Annotated in this window: 18 protein-coding genes; 7 read left to right on the top strand and 11 right to left on the bottom strand. The window is 56.4% G+C overall.

Translation table 11 applies throughout. From position 1 onward, the window contains the following. Positions 1 to 12 precede the first annotated feature (12 nt). Positions 13 to 387 (top strand): cell envelope integrity TolA family protein, encoded by a 375-nt coding sequence (locus E0E17_RS11450; protein ID WP_237680776.1) that lies wholly within the window; start codon positions 13 to 15, stop codon positions 385 to 387. A gap of 93 nt (positions 388 to 480) precedes the next feature. Here the strand turns inward: E0E17_RS11450 and mak are convergent, their stop codons facing one another. After that, complete coding sequence (mak, locus tag E0E17_RS11445; protein ID WP_130834193.1) at positions 481 to 1,395, bottom strand: fructokinase; 915 nt, start codon at positions 1,393 to 1,395, stop codon at positions 481 to 483. A 144-nt stretch (positions 1,396 to 1,539) separates the two neighbouring features. Here mak and rdgC point away from each other — a divergent pair, with 144 nt between their 5' ends. Beyond that, entirely contained in the window at positions 1,540 to 2,451 is a 912-nt protein-coding gene (gene rdgC, locus E0E17_RS11440; protein WP_130834192.1) for a recombination-associated protein RdgC, read from the top strand. A gap of 33 nt (positions 2,452 to 2,484) precedes the next feature. On the opposite strand, the gene ppnP is transcribed toward rdgC, so the two are convergent. The 4 genes from ppnP to aroL form a co-directional block, all read right to left on the bottom strand. Next, complete coding sequence (gene ppnP, locus E0E17_RS11435) at positions 2,485 to 2,769, bottom strand: pyrimidine/purine nucleoside phosphorylase (RefSeq protein ID WP_130834191.1); 285 nt, start codon at positions 2,767 to 2,769, stop codon at positions 2,485 to 2,487. Between the two features lie 106 nt (positions 2,770 to 2,875). Then, entirely contained in the window at positions 2,876 to 3,550 is a 675-nt protein-coding gene (locus E0E17_RS11430) for an AroM family protein (RefSeq protein WP_130834190.1), read from the bottom strand. A 171-nt stretch (positions 3,551 to 3,721) separates the two neighbouring features. Then, positions 3,722 to 3,913, bottom strand: coding sequence for a YaiA family protein (locus E0E17_RS11425; protein WP_130834189.1), 192 nt, complete (start codon positions 3,911 to 3,913; stop codon positions 3,722 to 3,724). A 125-nt stretch (positions 3,914 to 4,038) separates the two neighbouring features. Next, the gene (gene aroL, locus E0E17_RS11420) at positions 4,039 to 4,563 is read right to left on the bottom strand and encodes a shikimate kinase AroL (RefSeq protein ID WP_130834188.1); all 525 of its coding nucleotides are present in this window, start codon (positions 4,561 to 4,563) and stop codon (positions 4,039 to 4,041) included. Between the two features lie 286 nt (positions 4,564 to 4,849). Here aroL and E0E17_RS11415 point away from each other — a divergent pair, with 286 nt between their 5' ends. Further along, entirely contained in the window at positions 4,850 to 5,524 is a 675-nt protein-coding gene (locus tag E0E17_RS11415) for a DUF2076 domain-containing protein (RefSeq protein ID WP_130834187.1), read from the top strand. Between the two features lie 39 nt (positions 5,525 to 5,563). Here the strand turns inward: E0E17_RS11415 and E0E17_RS11410 are convergent, their stop codons facing one another. From E0E17_RS11410 to E0E17_RS11400, 3 genes are read right to left on the bottom strand one after another with little or no spacing between them, the layout of a single operon-like run. Beyond that, entirely contained in the window at positions 5,564 to 6,007 is a 444-nt protein-coding gene (locus E0E17_RS11410) for a YaiI/YqxD family protein (protein WP_130834186.1), read from the bottom strand. 9 nt (positions 6,008 to 6,016) lie between these two features. Further along, a complete protein-coding gene (locus E0E17_RS11405) occupies positions 6,017 to 6,460 on the bottom strand; it encodes a DUF421 domain-containing protein (protein ID WP_130834185.1) in 444 nt (147 codons plus the stop codon). Positions 6,461 to 6,470: 10 nt separating this feature from the next. Further along, positions 6,471 to 6,932: a hypothetical protein gene (locus E0E17_RS11400; protein WP_130834184.1), complete on the bottom strand. Its 462-nt coding sequence runs from the start codon at positions 6,930 to 6,932 to the stop codon at positions 6,471 to 6,473. A 139-nt stretch (positions 6,933 to 7,071) separates the two neighbouring features. Here E0E17_RS11400 and proC point away from each other — a divergent pair, with 139 nt between their 5' ends. Then, entirely contained in the window at positions 7,072 to 7,884 is an 813-nt protein-coding gene (gene proC, locus E0E17_RS11395; protein ID WP_130834183.1) for a pyrroline-5-carboxylate reductase, read from the top strand. A 133-nt stretch (positions 7,885 to 8,017) separates the two neighbouring features. On the opposite strand, the gene iraP is transcribed toward proC, so the two are convergent. Beyond that, the gene (gene iraP, locus E0E17_RS11390; protein WP_130834182.1) at positions 8,018 to 8,275 is read right to left on the bottom strand and encodes an anti-adapter protein IraP; all 258 of its coding nucleotides are present in this window, start codon (positions 8,273 to 8,275) and stop codon (positions 8,018 to 8,020) included. Between the two features lie 283 nt (positions 8,276 to 8,558). Between iraP and E0E17_RS11385 the strand changes: the two genes are divergently transcribed. Further along, the gene (locus E0E17_RS11385; protein WP_130834181.1) at positions 8,559 to 11,639 is read left to right on the top strand and encodes a beta-galactosidase; all 3,081 of its coding nucleotides are present in this window, start codon (positions 8,559 to 8,561) and stop codon (positions 11,637 to 11,639) included. 260 nt (positions 11,640 to 11,899) lie between these two features. Beyond that, positions 11,900 to 12,157 (top strand): biofilm development regulator YmgB/AriR family protein, encoded by a 258-nt coding sequence (locus E0E17_RS11380; RefSeq protein WP_130834180.1) that lies wholly within the window; start codon positions 11,900 to 11,902, stop codon positions 12,155 to 12,157. 159 nt (positions 12,158 to 12,316) lie between these two features. Here E0E17_RS11380 and E0E17_RS11375 read toward each other — a convergent pair whose 3' ends face one another. Together E0E17_RS11375 and E0E17_RS11370 are read right to left on the bottom strand one after the other, a co-directional pair. Further along, on the bottom strand, positions 12,317 to 12,613 hold the full coding sequence (locus E0E17_RS11375; protein WP_130834179.1) for an I78 family peptidase inhibitor: 297 nt from the start codon (positions 12,611 to 12,613) through the stop codon (positions 12,317 to 12,319). Between the two features lie 269 nt (positions 12,614 to 12,882). After that, complete coding sequence (locus E0E17_RS11370) at positions 12,883 to 15,477, bottom strand: bifunctional diguanylate cyclase/phosphodiesterase (RefSeq protein ID WP_130834178.1); 2,595 nt, start codon at positions 15,475 to 15,477, stop codon at positions 12,883 to 12,885. Positions 15,478 to 15,694: 217 nt separating this feature from the next. Between E0E17_RS11370 and E0E17_RS11365 the strand changes: the two genes are divergently transcribed. Further along, the gene (locus E0E17_RS11365) at positions 15,695 to 16,345 is read left to right on the top strand and encodes a CPBP family intramembrane glutamic endopeptidase (RefSeq protein WP_130834177.1); all 651 of its coding nucleotides are present in this window, start codon (positions 15,695 to 15,697) and stop codon (positions 16,343 to 16,345) included. Positions 16,346 to 16,364: the final 19 nt, after the last annotated feature.

Here is a 16,364-nt window from a genome sequence, read left to right as displayed (position 1 = left end):
CAGGAGAAGTGAATGACCGGAATAATCAAACGTATGGCGGGTATGCTACTGACCATGGCATGGCTGGCAGGCTGCAGCCACGCAACGCCGGAAACGGCACCGCGCGCCGCCGCGCAGGATGCCGCGGCGACAGAGCATTATTTTGCGCAGGTGATGCAGAGAATTCAGGCTAACTTTACGGATTACCAGCCTTATATCGGCCAGCAGTGTGAAGTGACCATCGAACGACGCGCCGATGGCGGCTATAACGTCATTCGCACCGAGGGCGATGAGCCGCTCTGCCTGAAGGCCTGGCAGAGTGTCAGCAGCACGCGCAATTTTCCCCTGCCCCCTAAAGACGCAGCGAAAACCCTGGTGATGAAATTTTTCCCTGATAAGCCCGCCTGACGTCGCTGCGGCAGACTGACATCAGCGGCACGGCGCAACGCCGGGTAACGGGGCGATGACCGGCAGCGCACGGTCGCCGCCCCTGCTGTGCCGTTACTCGCGATTCAGCGGCCAGAGCCAGGCGGCGCCGCGCACCCCGCTGGAGTCGCCATGTTGCGCCTTCAGCACTGGCGTTTCGCACTCGCCGCCGAACACCCACTGTTTCATTAAGATCGGCACCGTCTGATAGAGACGATCCACATTGCTCATGCCGCCGCCCAGCACAATCACATCGGGGTCGAGCAGATTCACCACCTGCGCCAGCGACTTCGCCAGCCGGGTTTCGTAGCGGCTCATCGCCAGCTCGGCCACGGCATCCTGCTGCTCCAGCAGGTTAACAATCTCCGCCCCTTTGCGCATCACGCCGCTCAGGCGCTGATAATCGGTGGCAAAGCCGGTGCCAGAGACAAAAGTCTCAATGCATCCCTGCTGTCCGCAGTAACAGGGCACCTCTTCACGATAGCGCAGCTCATCGGCATCCATCCAGGGCAGCGGATTATGCCCCCACTCACCGGCGTTACCGTTGCCGCCGATACGCGACTCGCCGTTAATGGCAATGCCCGCGCCGGAGCCGGTGCCGATAATCACCGCAAACACCAGCGACTTGCCCGCCCCTGCGCCGTCCACCGCTTCGGAAACTGCCAGACAATTCGCATCGTTGGCGATACGGACGTCACGATTCAGCGCCCGGGCGAGATCCTTATCCAGCGGCTGGCCGTTCAGCCAGGTGGAGTTGGCGTTTTTTACCCGCTGCGTATAGGGCGACAGGGTACCAGGGATCCCCAGCCCCACCGTGCCGCGCTGACCGGTTTTCTCTTCCGCCAGCTGCACCAGTTGCGCGATGGTTGCCACCGTCGCCTGATAATCATTACGTGGGGTATTGACGCGATGACGAAACAGCTCGCTTCCCTCGTCCGACAGCGCAATTACCTCGGTTTTTGTACCACCTAAATCGATGCCAATTCGCACGGTGTATTCCTTATTATTCCTGACAGTGATCGATACAGTAGAAGCGCCGCGCCGGAAAGGCAATGAAACCGTCGCGATGTTTCGCTATCATGCGCACGGACATGTAGACTTGTGCGCCCGATCGCGCCCCGCATAGGAATTCTGATGTTGTGGTTTAAAAATATGATGGTATATCGTCTGAATCGTGACATCCCTTTGTCCGCAGACGAGATGGAAAAACAACTGGCCGCTTTTACCTTCTCCCCGTGCGGCAGCCAGGACATGGCGAAAACCGGCTGGGTTGCGCCAATGGGCAACCGCAGCGATGCGCTCACCCATCTCAATAATGGACAGATCCTGATTTGCGCCCGCAAAGAGGAAAAAATTCTGCCAACGCCGGTGGTGAAGCAGGCGCTGGAAGCCAAAATCGAGAAGCTGGAGGCGGAACAGAGCCGCAAGCTGAAAAAAACGGAAAAAGATGCGCTGAAAGATGAAATATTGCACAGTTTGCTGCCGCGCGCCTTTAGCCGTTTCAGCCAGACTAACCTCTGGATCGACAGTAACAACGGCCTGATTATGGTGGACTGCGCCAGCGCGAAAAAAGCGGAAGATACGCTGGCATTGCTGCGCAAAAGCCTGGGCTCGCTGCCGGTGGTGCCGCTGACGCTGGAAAAACCGATTGAGCTGACGCTCACCGAATGGGTGCGCTCTGGCGATCTACCGGCTGGCTTTGCCCTGATGGATGAAGCGGAGCTGAAGGCAATTCTGGAAGATGGCGGCGTGGTCCGCTGTAAAAAGCAGGATCTGGTCTGTGACGAAATCGCCACGCATATCGAAGCGGGTAAACAGGTGACTAAACTGGCGCTCGACTGGCAGGAACGCATTCAGTTTATCCTCAGTGATGACGGCTCGGTTAAACGGCTGAAATTCAGTGATACGTTGCGTGAACAGAATGATGATATCGATCGGGAAGATTTTGCCCAGCGTTTCGACGCCGATTTCATTTTAATGACCAGCGAACTCGCTGCGCTCACCAGTGAGCTGGTGGAAGCCCTGGGCGGCGAGGCGCAGCGTTAAGCTTTTCCCTCCCGGCAACAGGAGGGAAAGCGCTTACAGATAGCGGCAAAGATAAGCGCTGGGCTCAGCCACCTGCAGATGAAATTCGCTGTGGCCCGGCACATTAAATACCGCACCCGCTTCAAAAAGTTGCCACTCGGTTTCGCCTGGCAGCAGCACGTTCAGCGCACCACTCACTACCGTCATCTCTTCCGGCTGGCCGGTGCCAAAGGTGTATTCCCCTTCCGCCATGACGCCGACGCTGGCACGACCGGTGCTCGCGCTGTCAAATCCGATGGATTTTACTTTCCCGTCAAAGTACTCACTTACATTGAGCATAGCTTTTCCTCACTGCACATTAAGGTGTGCTGGCAGTGTAGAAGGGAAATCTCTGATTTGTCACCTGAAATTATCAGCCACTCAGCCACGCCGGATCGGCTGGCAATCAGAGCATCAGCTCGGCTGCCAGCTGCGCAACCAGTCCACTGGAGAGTAACACCGGAATGCCCAGCAGCTTTTGCAGAAAATCCTGCTGACGCGGATGGTAGCCAACGCAGTCCAGCACGACCACATCAGCCCCCTGCTCCTGCAAGGCGAGCGCCGCATCCACCAGTTTTTCATCGTCAGGCAGCCAGGGGCTGACAACGGCAAAACAGGGGGGCTTACTCAGCCGTTCCCATTTGTATCTCTGCTGGCGCAACGGCTCTTCCGCTGCCACTACAATACCAACCTGATGATCATCGGCAATCGCGGCGATCAACGGCGGCACCAGACGATCCGCCTCCAGCACCATCGCCTGACGGGTTTGCAGACGTCCTATACCCGCGCTACAGAGCAGCAGAATGCACTCATAACCCTCATCCTCCAGCGCCAGCAGCTTCTGTTGCAGAGCCATCTCAACCCGGGCGGCCGAAAGTTGCACCTGCGCTCCGTCCCGCAGCCCTGCCGTCAGCATCTTTTCGCCTGCGACGGGTGCATACAGCTGATGGATCTCGTCCGCATTCAGGGCGTCCAGGAGTCCCATGTGCACCACCTGCTCTTCCGGCAGATACTCCAGCAGCGGCAGAGTGGCGCCGGGGTGAGACTGACCTGGCGTTAAGGTAATAAGCATTTTTTTCATGGATGGTTCCGGAGCGGCAAATGCATAAGCTACCCCACAAAGATAGCAGAGGACCAGACGCCGCTTGTCCCAAAAATGGCCGTTGACAGGCTCGGATTTTTCTGTTTAATCAAACCTGAAGAGGGGGGAATGCGCGTAAAAGCGTCAGGCTGGCTTCCCTGCCAGGTCGCCTTACTCTTTTGATTCGTTCTCGTAGCGCTCTTTGGCATCAAGCGCTTCCTGCTCGCTCTCGTGTTCGCTGATCAGCGCATTTTCATGCGGGTGGTCAGCGCGCAGCTCATACCGGGTAATCGGATTTTCCGCTGTGCCTTTTTGTACAGCAACAACGCGGGCTTCACGTGGATAGGGTGGTCTGGTTGGCATACTAATCCCTCTTGTCTGAAATCATTTTCCACTACGGCAGGAAAATGTCCTGTCAAAAGGTAAGTATAGCCAGGCCGCCTGCTTCGGTGGTCCTGGCGGAAAAATTGAGAAAAAGCCGGGCGTTATCAGCTGGCGCGAGCCAGCGACAGCGACTGCAGAATCTGCTCGACCACGCGCTCGGGGGGCTGCATGGCATCCACATCATGGTGCGCCGCCTGACGATAAAGATGAGCGCGCTCACGCAGCACATCATGCATCTCTTCGACAATCGGACGCCCGGTTAAGGTGGGGCGCTGCTCCGCCTCCGGCTGGATTGCCAGGCGGGCGGCCAGCACATCAGGCGCGGCGTTAAGCCAGATAACCTGGCCATTTTCACGCATAAAGCGACGATTCGCTTCCGCCAGCACAATGCCGCCCCCGGTAGCAATAACGCTGGCGGGCGCAGTGACCGCCTGCAGGGATTGACTTTCACGGGCGCGGAAACCGTCCCACCCCTCATCCGCCACGATACGGGCTACGCTGCGCTGCGCTTCCAGTTGCAGATGATGATCGGTATCGACAAAGGTATAACCCAACGCCCGGGCCAGAGCCTGGCCGACGGTCGTTTTACCGCAGCCGCGTGCGCCGATCAGATAGATGGGTAAAGACATAGTGGCACATCCTCCGCCGTCTCTGCCGTTTGGGCAAAGCTTTGAATCAAGAATGTCACGCATAATACCGATAATTTTTTTCATCAGCCACCGGGGAAGCTCGCTTTACGCACCGATCAGGCACTTTCCCCGATATTTCATTGAATTTATTGTGTAAAGTGATGCACATTTCGTGCATGGTTCCGCCCGGGGCGATCTCTGCAACATTTGCTTACCGTGCCACAGTCAGCTTGTCCTCGCCGCACCCCGTATAATTTGCCTGTACAGAAGTAAAAGGAGGCTCAGCATGCAGAGCGAAGAAAGAGAATTGATTGATGGTCTGTTCAGCCGTCTGAAACAGGCTGAAAGCCAGACCGGTCCACGCGATACCGCCGCAGAGCAGCTGATTAAGCTGCGTCTGCAGGAGCAGCCGGGGGCACCCTATTACATGGCGCAGGCGATCCTGATTCAGGAAGCGGCCATGAAAAAACTCAATGAGCGCGTCAGCCAGCTGGAGAGCCAGCTGACTCAGCTGCAGCGTCAGCCGCAGCAGAGCAGCGGCGGTTTTCTCTCCAGCCTGTTCGGCGGCGGCTCACGGCAGCAGGCACCGCAGCAGCCCGCCTGGAATAATACCCCCGCACAACCTCAGCAGCCTGCCTATAACCCGGCCGCGGCACCTGCGCGCGGCGGCAGCGGCTTCCTCGGCGGTGCCTTACAAACCGCAGTGGGTGTTGCCGGCGGTGTAATGATGGCGAATATGCTCACCAGCATGTTCAACCATTCTCAGCCGGAAGAGATTGTTAACATCATCAATGACACGCCATTACCTGAGGTGGATAACAGCCTCGACACCTTTAATCAGGGTGATAATCAGTCGTTCCTGAACCATGATGCTGGCTGGGATAACAACAGCTTTGCCAGTAACAACGATCTGAACGACTTTGGCAGTGACGACGACTTTGATGACAATAATTTTGTCTGACGGGCGGGCGGCACGTGGCGTTTGCCACGGTAACTAACGTTAGCGCTGCTGTAACCACTTATCGAGTTCGTTAGCAAATTGCTGGCGGTCGCGGGGGCTGAGTGCCGCCGGGCCGCCGCTCTGGATACCGCTGGCACGCAACGTATCCATAAAATCACGCATCGTCAGCCGCTCACGGATAGTGGCGGGCGAATAGCGTTCGCCTCGCGGATTCAGCGCCGCCGCCCCTTTCTCCAGCACTTCTGCCGCCAGCGGAATGTCGGCGGTAATCACCAGATCCCCTGCCTCTGCCCGCTTCACAATCTCATTGTCCGCAACATCAAACCCCGCAGCAACGCGCAAGGTACGTAAAAATGGCGATGGCGGCACGCGCAACGGCTGGTTGGCGACAAAGGTGATAAGGGTTTGGGTTCTGTCCGCCGCGCGGTACAGTACTTCTTTGATCACAACCGGACAGGCGTCGGCATCGACCCAGATAGACATGAGGGCTCCTTATTTTTGCGGAATGATGGAGATCTTGCCGTTCTTCTCCAGAATGGCAAACTTAATTTGCTCCATGCGCTCCAGCCCCTGCGTGCTGCGCGCCGATACCAGAATATCATCTTCATTAACCCCGGCTTTTTTTGCTCGCATTTTCAGTAGCTTACCATTTTCCACCAGAATCAGCGGCGCTCCGTCGATCCACTGCTCAATACGCGGCGACCAGCTTTTCAGCGTGCCAAAAAGGATATCCAGCACAATCAGCGTCACTATGGTAAGTGCCGCCCCGGTAACGGAGAAATCATCCCCCAGCAGCGCCTGCTGCGTCGCTTCACTGATAATTAACAGCAGAATCAGATCGAATGAGGTCATCTCCAGCAGGGTTCGCCGTCCGGCAATTTTGATAACCACCATCAGCAGCAAATACATACTGGCGGCACGTAATACGGTTTCCATGGTCTCTCTCCTAGGGATAAATAAAAGAAGTAAAAGTAACCTGCGATCGCGCATCCAGCGTGACCCGGAGCGGAAGACGGCCAAAGGTTTTCGGCTGTACCGCAAGCCATACCGTGGCGCTCTCCTGCTGCGGTCGTCGCTGCCAGCGTAAAATCAATTGATCCCCACGGCTCCAGCTTTCGTCAGGTTGAGGCTGCAGGGTTTGAACCTGGAAGTCATTCATCTTTTCGCTACTGATGACGACCTGATATTCAGCGCCGTTCAGCTGTTGCAGATGCAACGTCATATTCATCGTGCTCTGGCGCCGGCCAAAACCTTCGTACTCTACCGTCAGACGTTGATCGGCGGCGCTGATCTGCCGGTTACTGACCCAGCCTTTGGAAAAAAGTCCGCACGCACCGGCAATTACCACCAGAAACAGCAGTCCATAGCCTGCCCGCTGAATGCGCCATTCCGTTTGCTGCCATCGCATATCTTCCCGGACAGGAAATTTCCGGTTTTGCTCGTCGTTTTTTATCATCTCAGGTTATCTCCGGTGCTGACTTGTTATTAATCCTGGCTGACGTAAGCTAGGTCCGTTAACTAAATCGGAAATTTCAAAGGAAACGAGGATGCTGGAGAAAAAAATCGGTTTTATTGGCTGCGGCAATATGGCGCAGGCGATTATCAGCGGCCTGATCAAAAGCGGACAAATCGCTCCAGCCAATATCTGGATTTTTGATCATAAAGCGCCAACAAACCAGGCGATGGCGCAGCAATGGGGCGTGACACCCGCAGACAGCGCAGAAGCGCTGGCGCGTGAGGTCGATATTCTGTTTGGCGCGGTAAAACCCAATGTGATTCTCAAAGCACTGAAAGATATCGCCAGTCAGCTGAAAAAAGAGGCGCTGGTGGTGTCCATTGCTGCAGGCGTCACCCTTGATTCGCTGGCCACGGTGCTGGGGCACGACCGCAAGATTATTCGCGCCATGCCAAATACGCCGTCGCTGGTGAATGAAGGGATGACCTCGCTTACGCCCAACGTGCTGGTGGAGCCCGCAGAAATTGAGGAAGTTGTGGCGATTTTTGCCAGCTTTGGCAAAGCGGCGGTGGTGAATGAATATCTGATTCATTCGGTGGTTGGCGTCAGCGGCTCTGCCCCCGCTTATGTCTTTATGTTTATTGAAGCGATGGCGGATGCGGCTGTGCTCGGCGGCATGCCGCGCGCCCAGGCGTATCAGTTCGCCGCGCAGGCGGTAAAAGGTTCAGCCCAGATGGTGCTGGAAACCGGTAAACATCCCGGCGAACTCAAAGATATGGTCTGCTCACCTGGCGGCACCACTATTGAAGCGGTAAAAGTGCTGGAAGAGAAAGGTTTCCGTGCCGCAGTAATCGAAGCGATGCAGCGCTGCATGGAGAAATCGGAAGCGTTAAGTAAAAAATAAGCGGATTGCCACGGCGGGAAGGCGCAGACAACGCAGCAGATCCCGCCCGGTGTCTGATAAAGCTGGTTAGTGCGCGGTAAGCAGTAAAAGGAAGCGTTTTAACGGGGGCCGGTCAACGGTCAGCCCCCTGCGGTTAACTGCGGGGATGTTTCAGCAGCTTATCAATGTAGTTGCGCAGCAGCAGGGAATCATTGCTGTTAATAGCATCCTCCGGCACTGTTTGCAGTGCGTTTTCAATGCTATTCGCCACCGATTGTTGATAATCTGGATCCAGCTTACGCAGCATCGCCGTCACAACAATCTCCAGCGCCTCAACCTGAGCAACTAATTCCTTTGACTCTTCTTCTTTTTCAGCCAGCTTTAGCAGTAATTCAGCGATCAGATTTTTCATGCCGATGTCTCAGCGGGAAGTAAAAGCAGACGTTATCACTGGTTTAAGTAAAAAAACAGTGCTTTTTGAAGTTACTTTTTACTCAGGTAGCAGAAAGCCGGCAAAGCGCAAGGCGTAAGACGTAAGACGTAAGACGTAAGCAGAGTTTTACAAAAGGTCAGCTGCTGACGGAAAAAGCTGGCGGCGGAAAAAGAGGCAATTTGTTGATTTTGCGTTCACCCCCTCTTTACAGCTGACCGGATTTACCGCATTGTGAGCGCAAAACATTTTACAGGTTGCCAGCATGCATCATTCTCAGCATACGTTAAGTGAAATTGTGGCGCGTCGGGACTGGGAAAATCCGGTTATCACTTCGCTTTACCGCCTGGATGCGCATCCCCCTTTTGCCAGCTGGCGCGATGAAGCGGCGGCATATGCCGATCAGCCCTCGCCACAGCAGCTAAGTCTGAATGGGCAGTGGGCCTTCAGCGGCTTCAGTCAGCCAGAGGCGGTACCGCAAAGCTGGCTGCTTCAGGATCTGCCGGATGCGGTCTCGCTGCCGGTGCCTGCCAACTGGCAGCTGCATGGCTTTGACACCCCGATCTACACCAATGTGCAATACCCGATACCGGTTAATCCTCCCCTGGTGCCCGCAGAAAACCCCACCGGATGTTACTCGCTCACATTCAATCTGCCCGCCGGCTGGCACGGTGAGGGACAGACGCGAATCATTTTTGATGGCGTCAACTCCGCCTTTCATCTCTGGTGCAATGGCAAATGGATCGGCTACTCGCAGGACAGCCGCTTGCCTGCCGAATTTGACCTTAGCGCCAGCCTGCGCCCCGGTCAGAACCGGCTGGCGGTAATGGTGCTGCGCTGGAGCGACGGCAGCTATCTGGAAGATCAGGATATGTGGCGTATGAGCGGCATTTTCCGCGACGTAACGCTGCTGCATAAACCGCAGGTGCATCTGGCCGATTTTCACATCGAAACCCATCTCAGCCCGGAATACCGCAGCGCCGAACTGCAGGTGAAGGTGCGCGTGGCCCCTGGTGCCGCACAGCCAGAACATTACCGGCTACGTCTGACGCTCTGGCAGGCAGACCAGCAGATTGGCAGCTGCGAGCAGCCGCCTGGTACCGCCATCATCGATGAGCGTGGCCACTATAGGGATCGTGCCCTGCTACGGCTCACGGTGGAGGCACCGCAGCTGTGGAGCGCCGAAACGCCGCATCTTTATCGCGCTGTGGTGACGCTGCTGGACAGCCAGCAGCAGGTTATCGAGGCGGAAGCCACCGATGTCGGCTTTCGTCGCGTGGAGATCCTGCAGGGGCAACTCTGTCTCAACGGCAAGCCGCTGCTGATCCGGGGCGTAAACCGCCATGAACACCATCCGGAGCGGGGTCAGGTAATGGATGAAGCGACCATGCGTCGTGACATCGAACTAATGAAACAGCATAACTTTAACGCTGTGCGCTGCTCCCACTATCCTGCGCATCCGCTCTGGTATCGGTTATGTGATCGCTACGGCCTGTACGTGGTTGATGAAGCTAATATCGAAACCCACGGCATGCAGCCGATGAACCGTCTCTCTGACGATCCGCGCTGGTTTGCCGCTTACAGTGAGCGCGTCACGCGTATGGTGCAGCGCGACCGCAACCATCCCTGCATTATTATCTGGTCGCTGGGCAATGAGTCGGGGCACGGCAGCCTGCACGATGCCCTTTATCGCTGGGTAAAAAGCGCCGATCCCACCCGCCCGGTGCAGTATGAAGGTGGCGGCGGCGACACCACGGCGACCGATATTATTTGCCCGATGTACGCGCGTGTCGATCAGGATCAGCCCTTCCCCGCCGTGCCGAAATGGTCGATTAAAAAGTGGATTGGGATGCCGGGAGAGACGCGCCCGCTGATTCTGTGTGAATATGCGCATGCCATGGGCAACAGCCTCGGCGGCTTCAACAAATACTGGCAGGCGTTTCGCCAGTTCCCGCGTCTGCAGGGCGGTTTTGTCTGGGACTGGGTCGATCAAAGCCTGACGCGCTATGATGAGCAGGACCAGCCCTGGCAGGCTTATGGCGGCGATTATGGTGATAAGCCGAACGATCGCCAGTTTTGTATGAACGGGCTGCTCTTTGCCGACCGTACCCCCCATCCCGCGCTGTATGAAGCACAGCGCGCGCAGCAGTTTTTCCAGTTCGTGGCCGATGCGGATAATCCTTTTGCCTTTACCCTGCACAGCGAATATCTGTTTCGCCCCAGCGATAATGAAGTGCTGCGCTGGTGTATTGAGCAGGATGGAGAACCGGTCGCCTCAGGCGAAATGCCTCTGACGCTCGCCCCGCAGGGGACGCAATACATCACCCTCGAGGCGCCGGAAAATTTAACCGGCCACTGCTGGCTTAATCTGGCCATATATCAGCCGCGCGCCACCGCCTGGTCTCCGGCAGACTGGCGTGTGGCCTGGGATCAGTGGCCGCTGCCGTCAGCGCTGCGGCTGCCCGCGTCCATTGCGGGCGGCGTTGCTCCCCGGGTCAGCGAACAGCAGGAGCGGATTCTGGTTGAACATCAGCATCAGTGCTGGCATTTTTCACGCCACAGCGGTGAGCTGACGCACTGGCGGGTGAATCAGCAGGAAACGCTGCTGACGCCGCTGCAGGATTGCTTTATTCGCGCGCCGATCGATAACGATATCGGCACCAGCGAGGCGGAGCGTGTGGATCCCAATGCCTGGGTGGAACGCTGGAAACGGGCGGGATATAACCAGCTGGAAGCGCAGATGCTGGCGCTACAGGTGGATGAGCGACCACATGAGGTGCAGATCGAAACGCTGCATGCCTGGCAAGCGGGCGGAATTACCGCCTTTCTCAGCCGCAAGCGTTACTGCTTTACGCAGCAGGGCGAGTTGCACATCACGGTGGATATTGAACAGGCGCCCGGCCTGCCGCCGCCGGCGCGCATCGGCCTGCGCTGTCAGCTGGCACCGCAAAGCGGGGATGTCAGCTGGCTTGGGCTGGGACCGCATGAGAACTATCCTGATCGCCAGCTGGCCGCGCAGTTTTCGCGCTGGCGCAGCCCGCCTGAGGCTCTCTGGACCCCTTATGTTTTTCCGGGAGAAAACGGGCTGCGCGGCGGAACGCGCCAGCTGACCTATGGCAACTGGCAGATTCGCGGCGATTTCCATTTTTCGCTGAGCCGTTTCGGCCTTGAACAGCTGAGGGAGACTTCCCATCGCCATCTGCTGCGCGAAGAGGCGGGCTACTGGCTGCATCTCGACGCCTGTCATATGGGCGTAGGCGGCGATGACTCCTGGAGTCCGAGCGTGAGCCCGGAGTTTTTACTGACCCGGCAACGCTGGCATTACGCGCTGACGCTGCGTCAGTAGCTGGTTAGCGGGACGCGCTGACGTCCCGCTGTTTCCGCCCTCTTCTCTTCCCGCGAAGGACGTTAAAATCCGTCAGCGATCACAAAAAAAGATTTCATTCTGTTACTGACTTTTTTTCATCACGGTTCTATGTTTAAAAAATCAGCATCGTGACTGGTGATTTTATGACCACTACGGTCACATTCCTTGTTGTCTGACCCGGATTATCATGCTGCACAGCGTTCGTGATACGAGCGCAGACGTCTTTGCGGAGAGAGATTATGAGAGCGCAAACTAACAGTGCCAGCCGTGCCATTACCGAATATTTCAACAGTCCGGCCTGGAATGCACCGCAGGAATCCGATCTGCTTGTGGCGATCATGCGTGAACTGATGGCATCCGGCCAGCCTGCCACCAATAAAGCGATCGTCGCCCGCGTGATCGAGCAGCTTGAACTTGAAGGCGATGAGAAACGTTTACAGAGCTATCGCAACCTGCTGGCGCAGCTGATTGAAACGCGCCCGCACGGCGAGAGTTAAGCTATCCGCAGCCAGGCCGCAGAAAACAGTTCCCGCCGTAGCGGGAACAAACGAGACGCATAACGCTATCTGAACGTGACAAGGAGATCACCGCACTGCAGGCTGATTCTCCCGCTGTGCGATGACAGCGGTATGACAGCCAGATGCGATTTTTGTGATCTACCCGCAGTAAACTTTGCTGATGTTGCCACTTTTATCGGCGAGGAAATTCAACCGGTGCAGATTAAAATCCATGGTCACGGCAGCATTCCACGGAATCGCACGCACCGGTGTCGCAAAGCGCTGGCTGCTCACGACAGAGAGCGGCTTGCCGACATAGCTCTGGTATTGCGATGCCCCGCAATTGTCGTTCTCAACCTCCCCGGCAGTGTTATCACGTTCAGATTTACCCGCAGATTGACAGGCAGCTAATGCCATAACGCCTGCAATCAGCAATAATTTTCCATAAGGTTTCACCTTTATCTCCTTTCCGACGTGTGAACAGACTGGAGTCCGAGCGTAACAAAAAGCGCGCGCAGTCGGGATCTTTTCTGGCCTTTTATTGATCTGTTTCCGGCTAATGGTGTGAAATTCATCACAAGTTTTGCGGGAAACCACACGAATTGCACAATATTCAGCCAGTCGCCGGTTAAAATTATTTAAGATTAATCTTAGGAGGTAATCATGGAACTGCTGATTTTTATCGCGCTGGCGGCGCTGATGACCTGCGTGGCGGTTAAAGTCCGTTAAGGCTGCTCTTCAGGCGTGGCTATCACGTTATGCAGCGTGGCACTGAACTCTGCTGGGGTAAGCGGGCGGCCAAGAAAGTATCCCTGACCTTCATCGCACGCCAAACGCCTCAGCTGGTTCAGCTGTGCCTTTGTTTCTACTCCTTCAGCCGTCACCGTCAGCGAAAAGGCGCGCGCCAGGCCGATAATTCCTGCCACCACCGAGCGCGCCTGCTGAGATTGCGGAAAATCTTTCATCCACGAGCGATCGATTTTCAGCCCATGAAAGGGGAAGCTTTTCAGGTAGCCCAGCGCGGCATAGCCGGTGCCAAAATCATCCACCGTCAGGCGCACGCCCAGTGCGCACAGTCCCTGCATTATCACTAACGCCTGCTGCGGATGTTCAAAGGACACGTTTTCAGTGATCTCCAGTTCAAGCCGAGTGGCGGGTAATCCGGTTTGTTCCAGCGCTGAAGAAACCCGCTGCACCAGATCCAGCGAGCGAAACTCAGCGGGCGAAATGTTGACGGAAACGTAGCGATCATCCCCCCAGGCCAGAGCATCGCGGCAGGCCCGCAGCAGCACCCAGTCGCTGATCGCGCTGATCATGCCGTTCTCTTCCGCCTGCGGGATAAATCGATCGGGCGTGATCCAGCGATCTGCGGCGGGCTGCCAGCGGATCAGCGCTTCCGCGCCCGCCAGCTTGCCGGTTTGCAGCGCATAGCGCGGCTGGTAACAGAGACGAAACTCCTCATTTTCCAGTGCCTGCGCAATGCGCTGCGCCATAGCGCGCTTGTTGCCCGGCAGGGATGACATCTCATCGGAGTAACACATCCACTGGTTACCGCCGGCCTGCTTTGCTCTGTAAAGCGCGATATCCGCCAGACAGAGCAGTTCGTCCGGCTGAGTGCCATCCTGTGGCGCGCAGGCGACGCCCATGCTGGCGGCGGCCAACAAAGCGTGTTCGCCAACCACAATCGGCTGTTGCACTTCACGCAGCAGTTGCGCGCAGCGGCGCTCAATGCCCGGACGATCCGGTTCGCTGAGAATCAGGATAAATTCATCGCCGCCCACGCGCGCCACCAGCTCATGCTGCTGCATGCCGTGCTGCAGGCGCTGTGAAACCAGGTTCAGTACCGCATCGCCCGCCGCATGTCCCCAGGTATCATTGATCGTTTTGAAACGATCAAGATCGAGACTGATCATCACCAGCGGATCCTCAGGACAAATTTGTTCCAGTCGACCAGCCAGAAACTCCTGCAGACGCATACGATTCGGCAAACCGGTCAGGACATCATGTTGCGAAAGAAACTGAATACGCGCCTGGGCTTCCACTTCCTGAGTAATATCTGAGACGGTGCCGCGAAACCCTTCCAGCTGACCGTTTCGCCATACCGCTTTGGCCGCCAGCCGACAGGTACGACGTTCGCCCTGGGCGGAGGTGAACTGACAGCGCAACGGCGCGCGTGCCTCCTTCTCATGATGGATCAGCCACTCCACTACCGAATGGGTCGTATGGCTCAACAGATGATCGAGATGGCGTCCCAGCCAGGCTTTCACTGCATGGCCCGTGACATCGGTAAAGCGTAACGACAGATAGCTGATACGTCCCTGCGCATCGGTTTCCCAAATCCAGTCCGATGCCGCCTCGGCAACGTCGCGAAATCGGTTTTCGCTGTTGTTCAGTTCATTCTGGCTATGCATCAGTAAATCGAAGCGGCGCTCAGAGAGTTGTGCATTATGCATGGCGTGACGCACCACGCGTCGCGTGACCAGCGCAATAATAATCGCCGCGAAAATCAGTAACGGCAGCAGAAAAAAGAGCAGATACTGACCGGGCTGTTTCGCCTGCCAGCGAATCACCAGCGCCTCGCCTGCGTTATTTTCCAGTGTTAAACGCGGTAATGCCTGCGCATCATCCCGGTTCTCCGGCACGCGCGGTGAGCGTACATCCAGTTCTTCTCCCAACTGATTGAGTTTGCCGGGCGTAAACAGGTTAATAAATACCAGCCGGGAAACGGGGCCCGCCTGCTGCAGCGGACGGGGGACGCTATCGGGCATAATCGGCGCCACAACCATAATGGCGGGCACGTTATTTATCTGAATGTTATACGCTGTCGCCTGTTGCGGCAGCGTTCGCGCCGCTGCTATCAGCGACGCGCCCGCTTTGCCAATCCACCCTTCCAGCGTGCGGTCAGTGAGCTTGCCGTTGATCACCGCGTAGCGCGTCTGGTTTTTTCCATCAACCACAAAAATCCCTTCATATTGATATTCACTATAAAGTCCGGGTCCCAGATTCTGCTCTACATACGCCCACTGGAGGTCGACCATCAGGTGCATATGGTTCCACGCCTCTCCCCAGAAGGCATAATCGCGGACATCTGTCAGCATCGCCTGCTGACGTGACTGCCAGGCGTGACGCATCAGCATTTCATCATGGTTCACTGAAGCCTGATTCTGCTGCCGGGCAATAGTGATCACCATGACCATAGAGAGCAGCAGCACCCCAAACAGCAGCATCGAGAGAATACGCAAGCTGCGTCGCGTACTATGCACCGTGTGCGTCGCCGCAGGGAGCGAAAAACGCACGCGTGGGTCAGGGAGAGAATTCATTGGCTTAGCTCCGGCAAATAACACTGTTGCATCGGGTGATTGTCCTCGCTTTTTATGACGGAACTTTAGCCAGATATCGTTTATCAGGTTATCGGCCATTTACCGGGTGGATTTAGCCTGAGAGAGAAAATGAACGTAAAGAAATGTCGTTGCGGCTGACTCGACAGCGTTCATGGCCGTTGCTACTATGCGCTAACCTTTGCTGGCTGGGCCAACTATGAACACCAATTCCGACAGAGTGACGTTGACGCTGTTTTATGTTGGCAGCTTTGTGGTCTATTACCTTGTTACTATGCTGATTACGCTGTTTCCCAACTATAGCGTGCTGCGTAACGACGGTCTGTTGGTCCCGGTACTCTGCCTGTTTGAATTTGCGGTGATCTACCCGCTTTACCGCTTCTACTGCCAGCGCCGCAACGATATACCTCTCAGCGTACTGCGTCCCGGTCAGACTTTGCTGTTTATTGGCGCTCTGTTCATTCTGCTGCTTGCCCAGACGCAGTTTCTGCAGCCAGAAGGCTGGCTGGTAGAACAGGCGCAGCAGGGACGGGCATCAATGTTAATCCTGTTGCTGACGGCAGTGCTGCTGGCACCGGTATTTGAAGAAGTGCTGTTTCGCGGATTTTTGCTGCAGGCGTTTCTGCTGTGGGCGCCTAACAGCCGCTTCGCCTGCATGCTGCTGACGTCGCTGCTCTTTGCGGTGATGCACACGCAATATGTGCACTGGCAAACCCTGGTCGCCCTGACGCTTTTCTCGCTGCTGCTCTGTTACGCGCGGCTGAAAAGCCAGGGTCTGGCACTGCCGGTCTTCCTGCATACGTTGAATAACCTTATCGCCCTGCTTCCCGCCTGGTATTACGCCCGTTGACGGTCTGACCAGGCCGCTG

Origin of the sequence: [Erwinia] mediterraneensis (assembly GCF_900604315.1) — a bacterium.
Classification (GTDB): domain Bacteria; phylum Pseudomonadota; class Gammaproteobacteria; order Enterobacterales; family Enterobacteriaceae; genus Pantoea; species Pantoea mediterraneensis_A.
Note: the sequence above shows the minus strand (reverse complement) of the source record. Positions and strands in the feature narration are given on the sequence as shown.